We start from the raw sequence: 22,379 nt of genomic DNA on the forward strand, positions 1-22,379 counted from the left end.
TATGAAAAACCCAAATGATGGATTTATAAAAGGTAGATTAAGAAGTATTAAATTTGCTGTTAAAGGTATGTGGTTATTACTAACCACTGAAGACAGTATTAAAGCTCAAACTTTTATTGGTTTAATAAGTATACTAATTGGATACTACTTTTCTATATCAACTACCGAATGGATGATTCAATTACTAACAATAGGTCTTGTTTTAGTTGCTGAAGCTTTAAATACAGCTATTGAAAAAGTTGCTGATTTCATACATCCAGATTATCATAAAAAAATAGGTTTTATAAAAGATATTGCAGCAGGAGCTCCAGCTTTTGCTGCTCTTATTGCAATAATTATTGCATGTATTATTTACGTTCCTAAAATTATAGCTATTTTTTAGCGTTTAGACTATTGTCAATTAACATATATGGTAAAAAAAAAGAAGACAACTATTAAAAGTAAAAACAATAAAGTTTCTATATTTACTAAGATTGGGGCATTTATTAAAAATAGACAAAACCAAACTGTTTTTGGTGCCTTCCTTATCCTTTTCTCAATTTTTTTAACAGTAGCTTTTATTTCTTTTTTCTATTCATGGCAAGAAGATCAAAGCTCATTACAGCAATTCTCTAACAGGGAATTACCCACTAAAAATTTATTAGGAAAAGTAGGTGCTAAATTAAGTAACCTCATAGTATTCAGAGGTTTTGGACTAGGAGCTTTTATTTTAAATGTTATTCTTTTTTTTACTGGATCTAGAATACTTTTGCAAACTAATTTAAAAAAAATTATCACTTCATGGAACTGGGGGATATTAGGTATGCTTTGGACCTCTATTTCTCTTGGATTTATTGAGAATAAATATGCTGTTTTATCAGGAATTATAGGATATGAACTTAATGAATATCTACAAACATTTATTGGAAAAACAGGACTTATTATTTTATTACTATTCTTCTTTATAACTTATTTAATTATTAGATTTAGTATTGACCCTGATGCAATAGTTGAGAACTTAGATTCAAAAAAACAACAAAAAGAAGCTGAAAAATTAGCTAAAATAGAAGAAGAAGCTAAAGAAAAATATACTAAAGAAATTACAAAAGAGGAAACAGAGAATGAAAAATCTGATTTTGAGCTTTCAGTAGAAAACTTACAACCTACCATAACAAAACATTCTGATGTTAGTCAATTATCTACTAATAAAAAAGAAGAAGAACCAGAACCTGAAATTTCTTTAGATATAGCCTCTACTCAAACTCCAGAATTAAAAATCTCTGACGAAACTATAAAAGAAGTTGAAGTTGCTATTGAAAAAATCGCTGAAGAAAAAAGTGTATCTGAAAATTTATCTGACCAATTAGTAAAAGATTTTGGAGAATTTGATCCTAAATTAGAATTGGGTAATTTTAAATTTCCTACATTTAATTTGTTAAAAGAGTATCACGAAAGTATCTCTATCGATCCTGCTGAACTTGAAGCTAATAAAAATCAAATTGTAGAAACTTTAAAAAACTACAAAATTGGTATTGCTCAAATAAAAGCAACTGTAGGACCTACAATCACATTGTATGAAATTGTTCCTGAAGCTGGTGTCCGTATCTCTAAAATAAAAAATTTAGAAGATGATATTGCATTATCACTAGCCGCTTTAGGTATTCGTATTATTGCTCCTATTCCAGGAAAAGGGACTATTGGTATAGAAGTACCTAATAAAAAATCAACCATAGTATCAATGCATTCTGTTATTTCATCAAAGAAATTCCAAGAATCGCCTATGGAATTACCAATTGCTTTTGGTAAAACTATTTCAAATGAAACTTTTGTTGTTGACTTAGCTAGAATGCCTCACTTGTTAATGGCTGGTGCTACAGGACAAGGTAAATCAGTAGGTCTAAACGCCATATTAACCTCTTTACTATATAAAAAACACCCTGCTGAAGTTAAGTTTGTTCTTGTAGATCCAAAAAAAGTAGAACTTACTTTGTTTAATAAAATTGAACGACATTATCTTGCTAAATTACCTGATGAAGGAGAAGCGATTATAACAGATACTGCAAAAGTAGTAAACACATTAAATTCTTTGTGTATTGAGATGGATGCTCGTTATGATCTTCTTAAAAATGCAATGGTTCGTAACATCAAAGAATATAATACTAAATTTAAAGCTAGAAAATTGAATCCAGAAAATGGTCATCAATTTTTACCTTACATAGTTTTAGTAATTGATGAATTTGCTGATTTAATTATGACAGCAGGTAAAGAAGTAGAAACACCTATTGCTCGTTTAGCACAATTAGCACGTGCAATTGGAATTCATTTAATTGTAGCCACTCAAAGACCTTCTGTTAATGTAATTACAGGAATTATTAAAGCAAACTTCCCTTCTCGAATAGCCTTCAGAGTTACCTCAAAAATAGACAGTAGAACTATTTTAGATGCTCCAGGTGCAGACCAATTAATAGGTAGAGGTGATATGTTATATTCTGGAGGAAATGATATAACCAGAATTCAGTGTGCTTTTGTGGATACTCCTGAAGTTGAAAAAATCACTGATTTTATTGGCTCACAACGTGCATATCCAGAAGCTCATTTACTTCCTGAGTACGTTGGCGAAGATGGTGGCACAAATGTTGATATTGATATAACAGATCGTGATAAACTATTTAAAGATGCTGCTGAAATTATTGTCACAGCCCAACAAGGTTCTGCCTCTTTATTACAACGTAAACTAAAATTAGGATATAATAGAGCAGGAAGATTAATTGATCAATTAGAAGCAGCGGGTATTGTAGGCCCTTTTGAAGGTAGTAAAGCAAGACAAGTTTTAGTCCCAGATTTAGTATCTTTAGATCAATTACTCGAAAACGAAAGAAAATAACAATTAAAACCAAAAACGGAAATCATACATCAAATGAAAAAAATAGGTTTACTTTTTATAGGAATATTTATAAGTTTTAACATAATAGCGCAGAATTCTTCTTCAAAAGCAAAACTTTTACTAGATGAAGTTTCAACAAAAATGGGTGCATACAAAAATATGGTAATAGGCTTTAACTCTACTTTAGTAAATAAAGAAGCAGGTATCACAAATGACCCTCCTATTAGTGGTAAAATAACTATTGCTGGAGAAAAATATAACTTAGAATATTTAGGCAACAATTTTTTATTTAATGGTAAAAAACTTGCAGTTATTAACCATGATGAAAAAGAAATAAACATTTCTAATGGAGATCTTGAAGAGGAAGACGGTTTCATCTACCCTTCAAAATTCCTAACTTTTTATAAAGAGGGGTATAATTATACAATGGGAAAATTAAAAAATCATAAAGGGCGCAAAGTTCAATATGTAGATTTAACTCCAATTGATAGCAACTCTGACATTATAAAAGTTCAACTTGGTATAGATGCAAAAACAAAACATATATACAAATTAGTTCAAATCGGATCAAATGGTGCTGAAACAACTTATACAATTACTAAATTTAAAAGTAATCAACCGATTTCAGAAAAATACTTTTCTTTTAATAAAGAAAAATATACTAGTCAAGGTTATTTAATTGACTAAATATTTTAAAAGTTTTGTTATTTATTTAAACAATAACAAAACTTTTAGACTTTTGTAAAACTAACAAACTACCTTTGCATCTGTGAAAACACTAGACAGATATATCCTAAAAAGTTTTTTAATTCCTTTTTTAACAACTTTTCTAATTATATTATTTGTATTAATAATGCAGATGTTATGGCTAGCCTTTGATAATTTTGCAGGTAAAGGAATAGGTATTTTAATTATTCTTAAATTTTTGTGGTATTCTACCTTAATGGCTACACCGCAAGCTTTACCTATTGGTGTATTACTTTCTTCAATAATGACTTTAGGTAGTTTATCCGAAAACTATGAGTTTGCAGCAGCAAAATCAGCAGGTGTATCCTTACAAAGAATGGTTCGCCCACTAGTTTTTCTAGCTGTATTTTTAAGCTCTATTAACTTTTTATTTTTAAACTATATTTACCCTTATGCTGTTTTAAAACAATTAAATTTAAAAGCTAACATAAAAAAGAAGCAACCCGCCTTAGCCTTAGTTCCTGGAGGTTTTAATACTGAAATACCTAATTATCAAATTAAGTTTGAAGAAAAATATGGTGAAGAGAAAAATTTATTAAAAAAAGTATTAATCTATGATTTATCTTCTAGAAGGGGAAATAATAAAATAATTACAGCTAAAAGAGGTAAAATAACTTCTGAGCAAGGTAGTCGCTATATGACATTAACTTTGAATGATGGATATTATTTTGAGCATCATAGAAAAACTGGAGATACTTTTGAAGAAAGAAAAAAAATGCCTGCATCTCATGCTGATTTTAAAGAATACATTATAAACATTGATATTTCTTCACTAGACGATACAGATTTAGATGAATTAAAGTATACTAAAAACTTCAACATGCTAAGTTTAGGGCAGCTAAAAGACACCATTCCTGATCTTAAAAAAGGATATGATGAATATATTGCCAGTAGGGCAAAAAATTTATTTCTTACTGTTGATGTAGAAAACCTTCATCAGTATCCTGATTCTTTAATTAATAAAAACCTATCTCCAAACCTATTAGACAACTTTGATCTTAGAGAAAAAACTAGTATTTTAAATATTGCTATTTCAAAAATAGATAGAACTTTAAGTACCAATAAATCATACAAAGAGCCTCTAAAAAACAGAAGAAAATGGCTAAACCATCATGACATTGAATATTATAACAGAATCGCTTTTTCTTTATCTTGTTTATTATTATTTTTTATCGGTGCCCCTTTAGGCTCAATTATTAGAAAAGGAGGAATGGGGCTTCCCATGATATTAGCTATTTCAATATATGTATTATATTTTTTTACAAATACATTTGGAAGAAACATGGCAGAAGAAAGTTCAGTAACTGCCCTATTGGGTTCTTGGTTAGCTGTACTTTTAATGTTACCTTTAGCCCTTACATTAACAATAAGAGCTGCTAAAGACAAAGGTCTATTCAGTACTAGTAACTTATTTATAGCAATAAAAACATTTTTTAAAAATATATTCTCTAAAAAAGAGAAAACAACTTAACTAAATGACAACACATACAACTCCTAAAATTCAATTAAATTCAATTGAAGAAGCCATAGAAGATATAAAAAAAGGTAGAGTTATTATTGTAGTAGATGACGAAGATCGAGAAAACGAAGGTGATTTTCTTGCTGCTGCTGAAAAAATCACTCCTGAAATGGTTAATTTTATGGCTACACATGGACGTGGATTAATTTGTACACCATTAACTGAAAGTAGATGTAAAGAGCTTGAGCTAGGAATGATGGTAAGTAACAATACTGACCCCATGGAAACCGCTTTTACTGTCTCTGTTGATTTAAGAGGTAATGGAGTTACTACTGGTATTTCAGCTTCTGACAGGGCCAAAACTATTGAAGCCTTGGTTAATCCAGAAACTAAATCTTTTGATTTAGCAAGACCTGGACATATTTTTCCTTTGAGAGCTAAAAATGGAGGTGTTTTAAGAAGAACTGGTCATACTGAAGCTGCTATTGACTTTGCTCGCTTAGCTGGGTTAAAACCTGCTGGTGTTATTGTTGAAATTATGAACGAAGATGGAACTATGGCTCGGTTACCTCAACTTTTAGAAGTGGCTAAAAAGTTTGATTTAAAAATTGTTTCTATTGAAGATTTAGTTGCTTACAGAATGGAGCATGATTCTTTAATCGAAAAAAAAGAAGACTATACTATTCAAACTCGTTTTGGAGATTTTCGTTTACGTGCTTATCAACAAACAACTAATAAACAGGTTCATATAGCATTAACAAAAGGAAGTTGGACTAAAAATGAATCTATATTAACAAGGATTAACTCGACGTTAGTAAATAACGATATACTAGGAACTCTTACTAATAATGCTGATAAAAAGCTTGATCAAATGTTCAGAGTTATTAACGAAGAAGGTAGAGGTGCTATTCTTTTTATAAATCAGCAAGCTCAGTCACTAAACCTTTTAAATAGACTCAAAACTTTAAAGAAAAATCAAGTCAATGGCATTATGAAAGCTCCAAATGTTGTAATGGACAATAGAGATTTTGGTATTGGAGCTCAAATTTTACACGACTTACATATACATAAGTTACGTTTAGTATCTAACTCACAACAAACAAAACGTGTTGGTATGATTGGATACGGCCTAGAAATAGTTGATTATGTTAATTATTAAAAATTTATACTATAAAATGTAATAAATTAGGGTAATAAAATTAAAATATAAATACTGTAATAAATAACACTAATATTATTTATTACAGTATTTATATTTTATGCGTATAAGAAACTTATTTTTTAAGAGCTTTCCTTTTTACAAACAGTATGATTCTAATGATTGTGGTCCTACATCTATTAAAATTATTTGTTCTTTCTATAAAAAACCTATTTCTATTCAAGTATTGAGAAACTTATGCAATATTGATAGAGAGGGAGTTTCCATTAAGGCTTTAAATAATACTTGTGAAAAAATAGGATTTACTTCAAAAGCTATTAAGTTTACTGTAAAAAAAGAAAACAATAATATCCCTCCATTAGAAGAATTACCGTTACCTGCTATAGCATATTGGAATGCTAATCATTTTGTTGTTATTTATAAAGTAGCTAACAATAAAGTCTATCTATCAGACCCTGCAATAGGAAAAACATCTTTATCTATACGTGATGCTAGAAAGTTTTTATATACTAATAATAACTACGGAAAAATAATCCTTTTAGAGCCGAATAATTATTTTTATAACTCTAATAATCAATATGTAGCAAATCATAATATTAGTAAAAAAAAGAACTTTATAACAACACATCTATTAAAAAGTAAGTCTAGTTTTAAATATCTATTTCTTTTAATTTTTGGACAACTTATTTTTCAATCTATAACTCCATTTTTAACTCAAGAAACTTTTGATAAAGGAATTATAGGAAAAAACTCTAATGTATTACTATGGATTTTATGCATTCAAATATTCATCTTTTTATTCTCTTCTCTTATATCTTATTTACAAAGTGTTATATCCAATAAAGTAGCTGAATCTATAAATCAATCTTTAATCAATCAATTTGTAAAGAAAATATTCAAGCTTCCTTTAAATTATTATCATCAAAAAAAGTCAAGTGATTTTTTACAAAGAATTCAGGATTTAAATAGAATCGAGTCATTTTTAGTTTACAACTTCTCTTCTATGTTTGTTACATTTTTAGGTTTTATTGTAATGACAATCATTGCTATATATTATAGTTTAAGTATCTTTTCTATGTTTATATTATACAACACAGTATATAGTATTTGGATGTATTTTATTTTACGTAAAAAAAGAGCGTTAGATTATGAACAATATGATATAGGTATTTTTAGACATAGGTCGTTAGTAGAAATGATTCATGGCTACCAAGAAATTAAATTAGGAGGAAATGAAACACCAAAAATCAAGGCATTCATAAACAATCAACGTAAATTCTTTTTAAATAGCTTAAAAAAAATAAAGATTTCACAATCATTATCAGTTGGAGGCGGATTTATAAAACAAATTGGATATGGTTATATCACTTTTTATACAGGATTGTTAACTATACAAAATCATATTACTATAGGTGAAATGGCCGCTATTCAATTAGTCATTTCTCAATTAGATCAAATGCTATCAAACATGCTATCTACAACTTCAATAGTTCAAGATGTAGTTTTCAGTATGGAAAGAGTATTAGATGTTCAATCATTACCAGAAGAAGAGTATGGTAATAAATTAGTTAATAATAACTGGACAATTACGCTTAACAACATAAGCTTTTCATACAATACTGTTAGTAATAAAGTATTAAATAATATTAACCTAACTATTGAACAAGGAAAAACGACAGCAATAGTTGGAGCTAGTGGGTCTGGTAAAACTACATTACTTAAAGTTGCTCTGGGTTTATGTGAACCAACAAGCGGTAATATATTATTAAACAATAAACCAATGAAAGAATTTGATATATCATCTTGGAGAAAAAAATGTGGAGTTGTTTTACAGGATGGATATATTTTTACAGATACTATAATTAATAATATTACTCAATCTGAATCAGAAACTCAGATAGACTTTAAACGCTATATAAATGCTTTAAAACTAGCTGAACTGTATGATTTTGTAGAAACACTTCCTATTAAACACCAAACAAAAATTGGAAATGAGGGACTAGCCTTAAGTTCGGGGCAACATCAAAGACTTTTAATCGCCCGTTTAATTTATAAAAATCCAGAATACATTTTTATGGATGAAGCTACAAATTCTTTAGACTCTCAAACAGAAAATAGAGTAGTAAACAATATCAATTCACATTTTAAAAATAAAACTAAAATTGTTATTGCTCATCGATTAAGTACAGTAAAAAATGCTGATAAAATAATTGTAATGGAAAATGGAAAAATAACTGAATACGGGTCTCATAATGAGTTAATTAACCTAGAAGGAGGCTATTTCAATTTAGTTAAAGAACAATTACAATTGGCTTAAGCCCATTCCATAGTATATGGATTATAGTTACATTTTGCAGGTTTCTCAAAAGATAAATCTGTTTTTAAATAAGCTCTACAATCTGTACAAACATGTCTAAATTCACAAACTTTACAATCAGCAATATCTTCTTTCTTTATATTCCATATTTTTGAAAAATCTTTATTATTTACTGCATCTATAATGCTTGTAGTACTAATATCTCCATAAGATGTTTTTAAGGAAGGACAGTTTTTAATGTTTCCAAATTTATCTATACTAAGTTTTCTGTTTAAACAAGAATTATAATTTTTAGACTCCAAATAATGATTCCAATTTAAATTAAATTGATTGATAGCAACAATACCACAACAATTCTCATCAGTTATTTTTTGTTCTGTAAACTGAAAAATAGTCCCTGTTTTCGTAGGCATTTCTTTTGTTATCCATGCCGAATGAATTGTAACTTCTCTTACTATTGGAAATTTTAATAAAAATGCTTGAATATCACTCAATTCATTATTTGATTTCAATAGTAGTTCTACTCTATGAATAGCAGTTTTATATATTCCTTCAAATAATTCATTCAAAAAATCAACAGAAAGCCCATAAAAATCTCTTATTTGTAAATTTTCGCAACCTAGAGCATCTAATTCTTCAAACACTTTATAATATACTGAAACATCTTTAGGAATGGATGAAAAATCTATAATACAATTTGTTATTATAGAAGGATCATCCCATTTAGTGTCTAATGAAGGGAAAAAACTTACCTCTTCTTTTTCACTATAAAATACATATTCATTTTGTATTAAGAAAATAATATACTCTATAACAGCCTCTCTATCCTCTCCATGATATAGTGATAAAATAGCACCTAAAGATTTATTTTTATTATGATTTGTAAAGATTTCATAGATTACATTATCTAGAAACTCTATTTTATTCCTTTGATGATCATATAATAATGTTCTTGAAACCCCTTTTGTTAATCTACATGATTCAAATAACAATAAATATTTATCTAATTTTAAATTCATTATATAATTCTTGAAATTTTTTTGGTGTAATGTGACAATAGCCTTTTTTTAGTTTGATACTTATCAATATTTGTCATTACTGCATTAGATCTACTACCTTTATTATCTGTTTTTTTTATAGGATCAGTAAAAAAAAAGTTAGCTTGAAAATATTCTTTATTCGTATTAATAATTTCTAAAACTTCTTTCTCTTCTATAACTTCTATACTCTTATTTCCTTCCATTACTTAAAGTTGTTAAATGCTCTGCTATTTTTTTTTCTAATTGATAATTACAAGGGTAGGAAGTCATCCCAAATTGCCCTATAGGGTTAATTTCTAGAAAATAAAATTTAGCATCTTTAGTATACACAAAATCAATAGAACCTGATTCGTATTTTAATTTCTTCATTAAACGAATAACCTTTTCTTCTATAGCATTTGGTAACTTAAATGGTACCGACCTGTTAGGTTTATCGTATATGTATTTTCTAAAATCTGTTTCGGTTTGTTCGTCATTCTGAGAAAATATAGCCATTGAATAAATTTTCTCATCAAGATAAAATGATCGTATATCATATTTTTTATCTAGTCTTTTTTGGAAAAGAGAAACTTGAAAATTATCTGGAAATTTTTCTAAATCATTAAGAGTTACTTCATTTGTATAACTTGGATACCAATAATCTTCATTACTATAATTAAAAACTACATTAATTGATTTAGTAATAATTCTTGATTGCTCATTTAGAAAATCTAGCACTTCACTCTTTTTAGAAGTCAATAAAAAATCAGGAATTAAAAGTCCTTCTTTTGTAGCCGCTATTAAGTTTGCGTTTTTATTAACATCAATACACAACTTACTATCTCCTATACAAGGAATTTCATTTTTTAAATGATCTAATAAAAAATCTAATAGTGCATTATTTTCTTTGATTAAAAAATCTTCTAACTGACTATCAAACATTTTATTATTAGAACTTAAGACATTTATTCCACTTTGAAAATTTCCTCTTCTATACCAATAAGCTTTGATTTCTTCCAAGCTTATTTCTTTGTCATTATCTACATTAAATTTTATAGTACCATTACTATACCTAATATTAGTTATTTCTACGCTTCCGTTTAACCTGATAAATTCAGTTTCAAAACGATATAACCATCTAATTACCTCATCAGTGCTATAATCTTCGTCTGTACTATTAATTAATACCAAATCATTCTTATTTTAAAAGAATAGCTACATTATTATGCAGCTATTATCAAACTTATTATTTACTTTCTCTTTTCTCTACAAGCATTTTTCCTTCTCCTTCCTTATTTCCTACTTCTTTAAAATGTCTATAAATATTCCAAGAATCTCCAAACATGCTTCCAACACCACCATCGGAAAAAGTTAATCCCATATCTACTATAGTCGTTATATGTGAAGGGTTGGATGGTCCATAATACTCTGTTCCATTTCCTACTGGTCTTTCTCCTTTTACGACTGTTTCCATTTCAGTTAACATAGCTTCAGCAGCTAATTTCATTTCGCTTAGTTTTATCATTGTATATAAAATTTAGTTCTCCTTACTCTATTATATTGGTTTTTCAGGTGCCACCATTCATTTTTAATGAATAGTATCATATACTAATTTTTATTACCCATAAAATCATAAAAAACTAATGGCTATATCATAAATAATATAGCCATTAGTAAATCAAATATTAAGCTTTTATTTTTCTCTTCTTTTCTCTACAAGCATTTTTCCTTCTCCTTCTGGCTTTACATTATTAAAGAAGTCTGGTTCGTAATGTCTGTGAATACTATAAGAATCTCCAAATATACTTCCTGAAGAACCATCTTCTCCCCAATTCATTCCATCAACATAAGTCGTAATACTAGATGGATTTGAAGGCCCGTAATATTCTGTTCCATTTCCTACTGGTCGTTCTCCTTTCACAGCCGTTTCCATTTCAGTTAAAATAGCTTCAGTAGCTAATTTCATTTCGCTCAATTTTTTCATAATGTATAAAGTTTAGTTTTCCCTACTCTATTCTATTGGTTTTTCAGGTGCCACCATTCATATTTAATGAATAGTATTACTTTGAACTTTTTATTACCCAAAAAAACATTTTTAAATATTTAGAAAAAGCTTAAATTAATTTTGAATTATGCTTTTTTCCTTTTGCTAAAAAAAGTATAATTAACATGACCAATAATGTAAACCATATCCAATTATAATTAAAATGAGAAGTTATTTTAATACTATCAGAGCTGCCTGTTAGGATTAAAGAAGCCCAATAATATGGAGAAATTTCACTTAACTGATGTGTATTTATATAGTTCTTTTTTGCTATTTGAAGTGCTTTCGATTTTGTTTTACCCTTTTTTAACTCTTTATAAAAAGTTTGAAGAATCTCATTGGTTGCTTTTTCATTGGCTTTCCATTGCGTTGCAATAACACATTTAGCTCCTCCTCTAAAAAAGCCTCTTGATAAACTCATTATACCCTCTCCTATTTCTTGCTTGCCTGAAGCACCATTACAAGCATCTAAAACCACCAGTTCTGCATTATTTGATAAACCTAATAATTCTATTAAGCTGATTTTTTTTTCATGAAAAGCAATCCATGGTTTATTTTCAATTTTATCAATCCCCGCATGTGTATTCAAATGTATTATCGCATACTTTTTTATTTCATTAAGAAAAGTTTCTTTCTTTGCCTTATCTTCTAAAAACAAATCAGTTTCACAAATTGATGCTATTTCTTGCATTGCATTTTTACTTCGCTTAAGAGAATTAAGGGTATTATGTTTAAAATTAACTGGAGCAAACGCTAAAATTTTATTCATTGCGTTCTCCTTATTCTTATTTAATTTCTCAAAAACAGAAGCTGACAATAAATAATTAATTTCTGTATGCTCCAATAAATATTCACCTCTTAAAATATCTGGTATTAATGCTTCAAAATTTATTCGCTGTAACTTATAATCTGGAATCACTATTAATTCCTTATTTTTTATTTTATCAATAGCGTTTTTAAAAGGAAATAATTTCAAAAACACCTTATTCGCAAGTCGCTTATACTTTTCTTCGTCGTCTTTATAAATAAAGTACTCAGACATTTTACTCTTTAAACTATCAACTTCGTTAATTAAGTCTGGAACATTTTTTAATTTGAAAAATATTCTTTCATTCTCATTACAAAATATTCCATACCCTATTTGTTCATTTAAAATATATTCAATCAAGCTTTTATCTTTATTTGTATATTGCTTAACACTTTCTTCTAAACTGATAATTAAAGGTTCTTTTTTATTGTTTTCACTATTATTATTTAGGCCTTCAAGTAATAATAGTGCCTTATTTTTTTCCATAAAATAAAACGCTTGAGAAACATCCTTTTTATAATATGATAGAGTTACTGCTTGCATATAAAAACTAGCCGCTTTACGAATCCAAAATAGTTTAGAAGTATCAACAATACTTTCTAGCCTAATAAAAGAAATAAGCTTATCTACTAAAACACTCATTTCTATTGTTGTATTTAAAACACTATTTTTCTTAGTAAATTCGTAATTCTTAATACCAGCGTTTACATTTTCTATGAGATAGTCTAGAATATCTAATTTATAATCTGAATTCTTAATTTCTTTTAAAGTAAGTGCTTTTTCTTCATACTCTCTTTTTAAAAGAATTCCTATTGCCTTTTTATTATATCGTATTTTAATTTCTGGAGACAAGTAATCTCCTTTATTACTGTATACCGCTGCAATTGCTTTTTTATCTGTTTTAATATTTAATGCTTTATCAAAAAAATAATCAGCTTTATCTCTTTGATTTATTTTATTATATACTCTACCAATATTACTATAAACTCTTCCTATATTCTCATAATCATTATTTTTTTCATAAACCTTCAATACTTCTTCATACAAATCGATAACTTTAAATGGTTTATTTAAATTTTCAAAAATATTTGCTAAATTATTTTTATAACCTATATCTGTAGAGAGGTAATGATGTTTTTGTATAAGAGTATCTATGCTACTTGTATGATGTTTTATTTCTTTTAAATATCTATTTGTTTCATCTATATAACTGTAAACAGCTATTACTGCCTCATGAGCTTTTAATAATGTTTTAGGATCATTATAAGAGGGATAATTATCAATTACATTTTGAAAGATTTTTAAAGCGTTAAAATAGTCACCTTTATTAGTAAAAATAAACCCTAAATCTATGTACGATTTATAAGTGAATTTATTTTTCACTGGCTGATTTTGTAATTTTATAATTATTCCTTTTTGCTTTTTTACATTTCCTAAAACTTTGTAGTAATAATTTAAATTATAAAAGCTATTATTCAATTTATAATAATCAATTGAATCAGTAAGTTTTCTAATATTAATTGACTTCTCTGTAACATGTATAGCTTTGTTATACTTATTTTCAATAGAATATAAAATACCTAATCGGTGATAAGCATACGCTTTATTTTCATTATTTAAGTTTATCTTTTTATTTATAAAATTTTCTAGAGCTATAGTTTTTAGTTTGTTATCTATATTCAATTTATAAATAGAATCGATTTTTTTTACTTCCTTTAATTTATTTTGACAAAATGAAATTTGATAAAAAATAAAAAAAGATATGAAAAGTAAAAAAAATCGATGCATAAGTATCTCATTATTATTAGGAGATACTAATTTAACAATTTATTATACTTTACAGGTCTTGAATACGATTGATTTACACCTAATGTATTTAAAACATCTATAATTTGATTAGGGCTATGTAACATTCCTGAATCATATAATACTTTAGCTGAAATTGCTGTTACTAACGGCGCAGCATATGATGTTCCTGAAATGTATACTAAAGAGCCTGAGATATCATAAAACTTAATATTTTGTCCTGGAGCATAAAAATCTACAGTATTTGCCCCATAGTTAGAAAAGTACGCAATATTACTATTTTCAGTATTTGATGCTGCTATAGCTAAAATATTAGCTTGTGGATATGATGAAGGATAATGACTAACATTATCATTATCAACACCAGCATTTCCAGCTGAAGTTACAATTAAAACATTATTATATTCAGTTACTAAGTCATTAAAAATAGAGTTGACATATACATTATTATTATACCACCCTAAACTCATTTGAATAATATGAACTCTTGGTAATGCATATTTTAAACCGCATAAAATATTAAAATAACTAGCAACACCATTTTCGTCACATACTTTTACAGGCAAAATTTGATGCGGTATACCATCTTCATTCAATTTATTATTCACAATATAAGTAACTTTTGTTCCATGGATTAGTTCATAATCATCGTAAAAATCATTATCATGGTTTACAAAATCCCATCCAGACAATTCACTAGCTACATTAACCCCAGAAGAATTGTATAAAAATGGGCTAACAAATAATGGGTAATTGGCATTAACTCCAGTGTCTAAAACCCCTACCGTAACCCCTGAATTATTAGGTACAATTTGAGATGCAAAACCGTTGTTATGAGTATTTAATATCTCTGAATTATTTTCGTTTTCTAAGTGAAATATAAATTCATTATCTACATTTGTAATATCACCTTCTGGTTCTCCACTCCCCCCCTGAATGGTTAACTTTTTATCCTCAACATCAGCATCATTACCAAAACTCCATTTTTCGATTAATTTATCATCACATAAATCACAAAATTGATACTTGACAACCTTATATCGATTTCTTAATGTATGTTTTTTTCTATCGCTTATTCCTTTTCTAAACTTAATAATAAGTTCATTTTTTGAATACCTTGGTGTTTGTAGAATAGTTTTTTTTGTTTTAAAAAGCCTTAATTTCTCATAACTTTCTGTTAATTCAGTATCATCTACTGAACACTTAACAAAGGCTAAACTTAGCGTTAAAACAAATAATAATTTTAAGAGTTTCATTGTTTTTCTGTTTATAATTATTTTAGGAAACTTAGTAATATTACTATTTTTAATTTATATTACTATAATTATAGGCTTAAAAATAATAAAATCATTACCCATTTATTTTATTAATTTAATTTATTTTTGAACTATATTTTGAATTTATGACAGAAAGTGAAAGGTATTTAAATGCTTTATTGAAAGGGGATGAAAGAATAACTGCTGAAATATACAGCAAATTCTATAGGAAAGTTAGTTCCTTTATTTTAGCTAATAAAGGAAAGCAAGAAGATGTAGAAGATGTTTTTCATGATGCCTTAATGTACTTGATTATTGCTCACAAAAAACAACCACTAAAAATAAATTCTTTTGAAGGATATTTTTTTACCATTTGTAAAAACATTTGGAAAACTTCATTAAAAAATAAAAATAAACAGGTAATAAATAATAATGTTTTACCACTAGAAGATAAAGATGTCGATTTGAGTTTATTAATTATTCAACAACAAAGGAGAGATTTATATAGAGAAGCATTTCATAAACTCTCTGCCAATTGTAAAGAAATTTTAGGTAACTATTTTAATGGAATGGGGTATCAAGAACTATTAGAAGAATTTTCATATAGTACAATTAATACTATTAGACAAAGAGTTTTTAAATGTAAAACTAAATTGATTTCATTAATAAAAAAAGATCATCGATATAACAAACTAAAGTGATGGAAGAAAAAGTACAAAAAGAAATTGAACGTTATTTGCACAACGAAATGAATATGGAAGAACGTTCTATTTTTGAAAAAAAAATGAAATCTGATGTATTACTCAAAGAAGAAGTTTTATTGCAAATTGCAATTCACGAATCCTTTGATGATCCTAGTATTGAACATACTCAAAATATTTATGACCTAAATTTAATTAATAAAATTAAAGAACAATTACAATCTGACGAGTTAAGAAATACTTCAAAATTCATTAGAAAAAGTACTAAGAAACATAAAGAATCAAATAATAGTAACATAAAATTAGTATACAAATTCATTGCTTCTATAGCTGCAATTGTTTTAATTTCTTTTATGCTATTTTACAATTATCAACAAAGTTCTTTAAGCCTTTATAATGAATATGCTGACTGGGATAACTTACCTTCTTTAATTGAAAAAGGTGAAAGTAACGTTATATCAGAATTAGAGTTATTATATGATGAAGAGGAATACAAAAAAGTTATTTCACGTAATACAACTTCAAGTAAAACACCATATGAATTAATATACATTGGAGCATCATATATTAAATTAAACGATTTCTCCAATGCTTCTATAACTTTTGAAAAATTAATAAATACAAATTCATTAGAAAGTTCAAGAGGCTATTGGTACAAACTTTTAATTTATTTAAAACAAGATAAACTGAATGATGCTAATAATATGTTGACTATAATTCTTAATGACAAAAAAAATTATAACTATGAGAAATCTATAGAACTCTCTGAAAGAATTAAAAATTTAAAATAATCGTATCATTTAAGTAACAATTGATTTTCTAATTGAATGATTAGCTCTTTTGATGCTGGTGTATTTTGTAATTTAAGTTCACTTATCATTTTTTTTATGGTTTGCTTATCATATATTTGGTTATCTTCTTCATGTATAAAAAAACGTTCTTTTTCTGCAAGTGAAAAAAACAGGTTGTCTGACCATTCATTTCTTTCTAAATCAATAACTAAATGGATTCTATCAGTAGCTCCTAAATTGGATACTGAGTGAATATAGTTTACGTTTGTATACCAACATTCTCCAAGTTGCATATCAATAACTTCGTTATCTAATAAGAAAGTTACTTTATTATTAGATGTTATAGGAACATGTAAACGAAAACAACCATCTTCGTATCCTAGTTTATGATCCCTATGAGGTTTTATTATTGAATCTTTTTCTAAATTTAATAATCTTACTGAAATCAATGAACTTTTAAATGTACTTACAACTTCTTTGAGATAAGGACATTCTTTTAAAAAAGGAGTTTCAGTTATTTTTATTTTTTCTACTGATGCAAAAATATTTTTTTCGTCACCATTTTCAGCATACAAGGCTATTGATTTCCATCTTCCTTCGTATCCTCTGGTATTAAAATGATCATTCCATTTAGAAGTAACAACTTTTTGCAACTCGGTTTGAAGTTTTTTTACATCAAACTTAAAAGGTAATTTTAAGAACCTAACTCCTTTATCTTTCTTCATTGATTATCCTATCATTTCGCTTTTAACACTAGTAAATTCATTCACTATATCATTTAATACATCTTTAGCTGACTTTATGTTATGAATTAAACCCGCTACTTGTCCTATCTCTAATTCACCTTCTTCTAAATCACCTTCAAACATCCCCCGTTTAGCACGAGCCCTACCCAATAAATCTTTAATGTCTTTTATTGTTGGGTTTTTCTGATATAACTCTTGTACTTCGTTGTAAAATTTATTTTTCACCAATCGAACAGGAGCCAACTCTTTTAAGGTTAAATGAGTATCACCATCTTTAACTTCAACTATTGTGTTTTTAAATTTATCATGAGCGGAAGACTCTACTGTTGCAGCAAATCGACTACCAATTTGTACTCCATCTGCACCTAATATCATTGCCGCTAACATACCTCTTCCCGAACCTACTCCTCCTGCGGCAATTACAGGAATATTAACTTGTTCTTTAACCATAGGTATTAGTGTAAAAGTAGTTGTTTCTTCTCGCCCATTATGTCCGCCAGCTTCAAATCCTTCACATACTACAGCATCAACTCCAGCAGCTTCAGCTTTTAAAGCAAACTTCACAGAGCTTACAACATGAACAACTGTAATTCCTTTATCTTTTAAGAAAGTTGTCCATGTTTTTGGATTTCCAGCTGACGTAAAAACAATTTTCACTCCTTCTTCAATAATTATATCCATTATTTTTTCTATATCTGGATATAACATTGGCACATTAACCCCAAAAGGTTTATTCGTAGCGTTCTTACATTTTTGAATGTGTTCCCTTAATACATCAGGGTACATTGAACCTGCTCCTATCAATCCTAAACCTCCTGCATTAGAAACTGCTGAAGCCAATTTCCAACCACTTACCCATATCATTCCGCCTTGAATAATAGGATATTCTATATTAAATAATTTTGTTATTTTACTTTGCATTTTTAGCCCTTAAAATTTAATGGAATTGAATAACTTACTGGTATTTTTCTATTTAATTGAATACCAGGTTCCCATCCTTCTATGTTTTCAAAAAAATTGATTATCTGTTTTATTAATTTAATAGGTAATTCTTCATCAATAGTCACATTTTTAATTTTTCCATGAATGTTAATTGTATAATTCACATGTATTTTTACTTTTACTTTAAAATCTAAAGTTTGTACTAATTTTTTAAGTTTAGTTATAAATTTTTGTTTGCCTCCTTTAGAAGTTGTTTTTTTCAAAAATAATATTTTCTTTGTTTACTATTTTATTTCCTTTTTTATCATAAAAATTACTCTTCAAAACAGAGAATCCTTTTTATATATTCTTTTTGCTGCTAGCTTTCCATTATAAAAAAAGCTTTCCAAACTCCTTCTTTTTTATCATTCAAATAATATTCTTGTATATCTTTCAATCCATTTTAAAACCATCTCTCCATTTTACCATGTTTTTCTCCTTGCTCGTTATAAGACACAAAAGATTTAATTTTTTCATACCTATTGTAAGATACAGATGTACCTATTTTAGTTTTCTTTTCCTTTGTTAGATAATAAGTATAATTTTGAAGCCTACCATTTCTTCTATAAAGTTTTACTAACCAAAAATTAGTTTTTTTTTTGAGATTATTTCAAACGATTTAGCTTTATTCTTATCTTTTACAATTCTACCTTTAGCATCTAAAAAATTAACAATCGAATCTTTTTGACCATATAAACTACTTACACCTAACAACAATAAAATTGTGATAATAAAATTCTTTTTCAATGTTAAATTCTTATTTTTTTATAAATTTAATCTTTTCAATTTTCTTTCCACTTTCAATTTGTACTATATAAACTCCACTAGTAAGTGATGAAACATTTATTATATTAGAGGTAGAGTTATCCTTATATATTTCTTGCCCAAGTAAACTATAAATGGTTATCTCAGTAATGGTATCAATATAAGAAACTATTAAATTATCTGTGACTGGATTCGGATAAACTGTAAAATCTTTTACATCTATATCTCCTAAAGATAATGTTTTGTTATATGCCTGTTCCAAATCTGGAACACCATACCCATACTGATTTGTTGGGTTGTTATATTTATCTGCAGACTCTCTAATCATATTCATAATTTCTACGTTTGTTTTTGTAGGAAAAGCTTGCCAAAAAGATGCTACTGCTCCTGCCATAACCGGTGAAGAAAATGAGGTACCATTTGAAGTTGATGGAACTCCCGTTTGATGATTTATAACGTAAACATTTCGTCCATGTGCTAAAACATCTGGTTTTACTCTTCCATCTGCAGTACGGACCAAATGAACTAAATGAAGCTATCGTTTCTGCTGCATCAACAGCCCCAATTGTAAAAACAGAAGCAGCGTCGGCTGGTGCAGAAATATATTTCCATGATTTATTCCCTTCATTTCCTGCAGAAGTAACTAATATCATACCTCTTGATACTCCAATTTCTGCTCCTCTTGATATAAAAGCTGTTTTCCCGTCCATATCCGCATAAGTATGGCTATAATTTGCATTATCAAATGTTGTGTACCCTAATGATGTATTAATTATATCTACACCTAAACTATCCGATCTTTCAGCTGCTTCAACCCACAAACTTTCTTCTAAAGGTCCCTCATTTGATACATCTTCTGTAATGAAAAGATAAAAGGATGCATCAGGTGCCGTTCCTACAAATTGGTCTTTAATATATCCAGAAATATCAGACAACACATTAGTTCCATGATTATGGCCTGTATAAAAGTTAGCACTTCTGTTAACAAAATCATATCCTCCAAGAATTTTATTATTGTCTCTAATCCTTTTAAAAGCACTTAATGTATTTACATTTGGAAATCCAGCATCAATAACAGCTATATGCATTCCATTACCAGTAAAACCTTTTTTGTGCAAAAAATCAGCTTTTATCATAGTTATCTGACTTGAAGTTACTCCATAATTGAAATCTTCTTTTATTGATGAAAACTTATTCTGGTGTGATGGTTTCTGTTTTTTTATTTGTGTAGAGCTTCTGGCGTTGAATGACCTGTTAGCAAATTCAATTTTATCTATAAAATTAAATGAAGACGTTAAAGCATCAATTTTTACTTTTTCTCCTCTAACATGTATCGCATTTAACCACTTTGATTTTGCTAAAACTGTTATTCCATCAGCTCCTTTAATTTGGTTATAATAATTATTGTGAACAGGTACATCTTTCTCATCTAATGCTATTTTCTGTTTCGTTCTCCTGTCTAAAGAACGTTGAGATAACATAGTTAAAGGGTTAGATAAGTATGAAGAAGCAGTAGGTTTATCTTTCAAAATAATCCATGCATCTTCTTGGCAAAAGTTATAAGAACTATATAATAAAACGCAAAAAAGTAGTAATTTTTTCATGCTGACTAAATTACTACTTTTATTATTATTTTAAGATAAACAAGCTAACTAATAACACCTGAGCCAAGTAACTCTTCATCTATATACCAAGCTACAAACTGACCTTCTTGAATTGCTGATTGTGGATTATCAAATTCAACATATAATCCTTTTTCAACTTTATGTAATCTTGCTTTTTCTAACTTTTGACGGTACCGTATCCTTGCTTCTACCTCCATAGTTCCTCCTGACTTTAATGCTAAATCCTTACGTACCCAGTGTAATTCTTCATTAGAAACAAATAAAACATTGCGGAATAATCCTTTATGATTTTTACCCTCTCCAGTATAAATTATATTTTCATCAACATCAGTTTCTATAACAAATAATGGTTCTTTTGTTCCACCAACTGCTAATCCCTTGCGTTGCCCTTTTGTAAAATAATGAGCTCCCTGATGTTTACCTACAACTTCTCCTGCATTTTTATTATAAACAAACTTTTTAGAAAAGTAAGCTAACTCAGCCTCTTTAGTGTCAAATTCAGAAACTAAACGATTATACCCCTTATAATCTGCAGGAATTCTAATGATAACTCCGTCTTTAGGTTGTAACTTTTGTTGCAAAAAGTCTGGTAAACGAACCTTACCTATGAAACACAAACCTTGACTATCTTTTTTTTCTGCTGTTATTAAATCAGCCTTTTTTGCGATTTCTCTTACCTCTGGTTTAGTTAATTCACCGATTGGAAATAAAGCTTTTGATAATTGTTTTTGTGATAACTGACATAAAAAATACGATTGATCTTTATTAGTATCCTTCCCTCCTAATAGCTTATATACTGATTTTCCATCTATAACTTCTTCAGCTTTTCTACAATAATGACCTGTTGCCACATAATCAGCTCCTAAACTTAATGCAATGTCCATAAATACATCAAATTTAATTTCACGATTACATAATACATCAGGATTAGGAGTTCTTCCCTTCTCATACTCATTAAACATATAATCAACAATACGAACTTTATATTGCTCGCTTAAATCAACTGTTTGAAATGGAATTCCTAACTTTTCAGCAACAATCATTGCATCATTACTATCTTCTAACCACGGACATTCGTCAGATATAGTTACAGTATCATCATGCCAATTTTTCATGAATAAGCCTATAACCTCATATCCTTGTTCTTTTAATAAGTGTGCCGTAACACTACTATCAACACCACCTGAAAGCCCTACTACTACTCTTTTCATTATTTCTTTTTAGTGAAGCGCAAATTTACAAATACCTTTTCAATAATTAATCATTTGATAATAATACTAGTCATAGTACTA

At 28.0% G+C, this 22,379-nt stretch carries 21 protein-coding genes and 1 pseudogene; 8 read left to right on the forward strand and 14 right to left on the reverse strand.

All coding sequences use genetic code 11. The features are described from left to right. Position 1 precedes the first annotated feature (1 nt). The 6 genes from ACMFBB_RS02555 to ACMFBB_RS02580 all read left to right on the forward strand — a co-directional run bounded on the left by ACMFBB_RS02555 (position 2) and on the right by ACMFBB_RS02580 (position 8,545). Positions 2 to 382, forward strand: coding sequence for a diacylglycerol kinase family protein (locus ACMFBB_RS02555; protein ID WP_435262895.1), 381 nt, complete (start codon positions 2 to 4; stop codon positions 380 to 382). Between the two features lie 27 nt (positions 383 to 409). Further along, positions 410 to 2,863, forward strand: a complete 2,454-nt coding sequence (locus tag ACMFBB_RS02560) for a DNA translocase FtsK 4TM domain-containing protein (RefSeq protein ID WP_435262896.1) — start codon at positions 410 to 412, stop codon at positions 2,861 to 2,863. Between the two features lie 33 nt (positions 2,864 to 2,896). After that, on the forward strand, positions 2,897 to 3,550 hold the full coding sequence (locus ACMFBB_RS02565; protein ID WP_435262897.1) for a LolA family protein: 654 nt from the start codon (positions 2,897 to 2,899) through the stop codon (positions 3,548 to 3,550). An 82-nt stretch (positions 3,551 to 3,632) separates the two neighbouring features. Further along, the gene (locus ACMFBB_RS02570; protein ID WP_435262898.1) at positions 3,633 to 5,081 is read left to right on the forward strand and encodes an LptF/LptG family permease; all 1,449 of its coding nucleotides are present in this window, start codon (positions 3,633 to 3,635) and stop codon (positions 5,079 to 5,081) included. A 4-nt stretch (positions 5,082 to 5,085) separates the two neighbouring features. Next, entirely contained in the window at positions 5,086 to 6,228 is a 1,143-nt protein-coding gene (gene ribB, locus ACMFBB_RS02575; RefSeq protein ID WP_435262899.1) for a 3,4-dihydroxy-2-butanone-4-phosphate synthase, read from the forward strand. A gap of 100 nt (positions 6,229 to 6,328) precedes the next feature. Continuing rightward, positions 6,329 to 8,545, forward strand: a complete 2,217-nt coding sequence (locus ACMFBB_RS02580; RefSeq protein ID WP_435262900.1) for a peptidase domain-containing ABC transporter — start codon at positions 6,329 to 6,331, stop codon at positions 8,543 to 8,545. Here the strand turns inward: ACMFBB_RS02580 and gwsS are convergent. The 7 genes from gwsS to ACMFBB_RS02615 all read right to left on the reverse strand — a co-directional run bounded on the left by gwsS (position 8,542) and on the right by ACMFBB_RS02615 (position 15,478). After that, positions 8,542 to 9,564: a grasp-with-spasm system SPASM domain peptide maturase gene (gene gwsS, locus ACMFBB_RS02585; RefSeq protein ID WP_435262901.1), complete on the reverse strand. Its 1,023-nt coding sequence runs from the start codon at positions 9,562 to 9,564 to the stop codon at positions 8,542 to 8,544. The two genes, ACMFBB_RS02580 and gwsS, sit on opposite strands and share 4 nt — an antisense overlap. Next, a complete protein-coding gene (locus ACMFBB_RS02590) occupies positions 9,564 to 9,788 on the reverse strand; it encodes a hypothetical protein (RefSeq protein ID WP_435262902.1) in 225 nt (74 codons plus the stop codon). Before ACMFBB_RS02590 ends, gwsS begins: the two co-directional genes overlap by 1 nt. Beyond that, complete coding sequence (gene gwsG, locus ACMFBB_RS02595) at positions 9,775 to 10,755, reverse strand: grasp-with-spasm system ATP-grasp peptide maturase (protein WP_435262903.1); 981 nt, start codon at positions 10,753 to 10,755, stop codon at positions 9,775 to 9,777. The genes ACMFBB_RS02590 and gwsG overlap by 14 nt, the downstream gene beginning before the upstream one ends. A 55-nt stretch (positions 10,756 to 10,810) precedes the next feature. Further along, on the reverse strand, positions 10,811 to 11,089 hold the full coding sequence (locus ACMFBB_RS02600; protein ID WP_435262904.1) for a hypothetical protein: 279 nt from the start codon (positions 11,087 to 11,089) through the stop codon (positions 10,811 to 10,813). Between the two features lie 168 nt (positions 11,090 to 11,257). Further along, positions 11,258 to 11,548 (reverse strand): hypothetical protein, encoded by a 291-nt coding sequence (locus ACMFBB_RS02605; protein WP_435262905.1) that lies wholly within the window; start codon positions 11,546 to 11,548, stop codon positions 11,258 to 11,260. Positions 11,549 to 11,678: 130 nt separating this feature from the next. After that, positions 11,679 to 14,099 carry a CHAT domain-containing protein gene (locus ACMFBB_RS02610; RefSeq protein WP_435262906.1) on the reverse strand — a complete coding sequence of 807 codons (2,421 nt, stop codon included), beginning with the start codon at positions 14,097 to 14,099 and terminating at the stop codon, positions 11,679 to 11,681. A 131-nt stretch (positions 14,100 to 14,230) separates the two neighbouring features. Next, positions 14,231 to 15,478, reverse strand: a complete 1,248-nt coding sequence (locus ACMFBB_RS02615; RefSeq protein ID WP_435262907.1) for a S8 family peptidase — start codon at positions 15,476 to 15,478, stop codon at positions 14,231 to 14,233. A gap of 146 nt (positions 15,479 to 15,624) precedes the next feature. Here ACMFBB_RS02615 and ACMFBB_RS02620 point away from each other — a divergent pair, with 146 nt between their 5' ends. Beyond that, positions 15,625 to 16,179, forward strand: a complete 555-nt coding sequence (locus ACMFBB_RS02620; protein WP_435262908.1) for an RNA polymerase sigma factor — start codon at positions 15,625 to 15,627, stop codon at positions 16,177 to 16,179. Then, a complete protein-coding gene (locus ACMFBB_RS02625) occupies positions 16,179 to 16,970 on the forward strand; it encodes a tetratricopeptide repeat protein (protein ID WP_435262909.1) in 792 nt (263 codons plus the stop codon). The genes ACMFBB_RS02620 and ACMFBB_RS02625 overlap by 1 nt, the downstream gene beginning before the upstream one ends. Positions 16,971 to 16,975: 5 nt before the next feature. Here ACMFBB_RS02625 and ACMFBB_RS02630 read toward each other — a convergent pair whose 3' ends face one another. The 7 genes and pseudogenes from ACMFBB_RS02630 to mnmA all read right to left on the reverse strand — a co-directional run bounded on the left by ACMFBB_RS02630 (position 16,976) and on the right by mnmA (position 22,298). Continuing rightward, positions 16,976 to 17,695, reverse strand: a complete 720-nt coding sequence (locus tag ACMFBB_RS02630) for an aspartyl/asparaginyl beta-hydroxylase domain-containing protein (RefSeq protein WP_435262910.1) — start codon at positions 17,693 to 17,695, stop codon at positions 16,976 to 16,978. Positions 17,696 to 17,698: 3 nt separating this feature from the next. Next, on the reverse strand, positions 17,699 to 18,637 hold the full coding sequence (locus tag ACMFBB_RS02635) for an NAD(P)H-dependent flavin oxidoreductase (protein WP_435262911.1): 939 nt from the start codon (positions 18,635 to 18,637) through the stop codon (positions 17,699 to 17,701). Between the two features lie 2 nt (positions 18,638 to 18,639). Then, complete coding sequence (locus ACMFBB_RS02640) at positions 18,640 to 18,921, reverse strand: hypothetical protein (protein WP_435262912.1); 282 nt, start codon at positions 18,919 to 18,921, stop codon at positions 18,640 to 18,642. A 352-nt stretch (positions 18,922 to 19,273) separates the two neighbouring features. Beyond that, on the reverse strand, positions 19,274 to 19,444 hold the full coding sequence (locus ACMFBB_RS02645) for a hypothetical protein (protein WP_435262913.1): 171 nt from the start codon (positions 19,442 to 19,444) through the stop codon (positions 19,274 to 19,276). Between the two features lie 10 nt (positions 19,445 to 19,454). Next, a complete protein-coding gene (locus tag ACMFBB_RS02650) occupies positions 19,455 to 19,982 on the reverse strand; it encodes a T9SS type A sorting domain-containing protein (RefSeq protein WP_435262914.1) in 528 nt (175 codons plus the stop codon). A 31-nt stretch (positions 19,983 to 20,013) separates the two neighbouring features. After that, positions 20,014 to 21,066, reverse strand: a pseudogene (locus tag ACMFBB_RS02655) (S8 family serine peptidase); the annotation flags it as partial. A 44-nt stretch (positions 21,067 to 21,110) separates the two neighbouring features. Further along, the gene (gene mnmA / locus ACMFBB_RS02660) at positions 21,111 to 22,298 is read right to left on the reverse strand and encodes a tRNA 2-thiouridine(34) synthase MnmA (RefSeq protein WP_435262915.1); all 1,188 of its coding nucleotides are present in this window, start codon (positions 22,296 to 22,298) and stop codon (positions 21,111 to 21,113) included. Positions 22,299 to 22,379: the final 81 nt, after the last annotated feature.

Origin of the sequence: Tenacibaculum sp. nBUS_03 (assembly GCF_051201695.1) — a bacterium.
GTDB lineage: Bacteria > Bacteroidota > Bacteroidia > Flavobacteriales > Flavobacteriaceae > Polaribacter.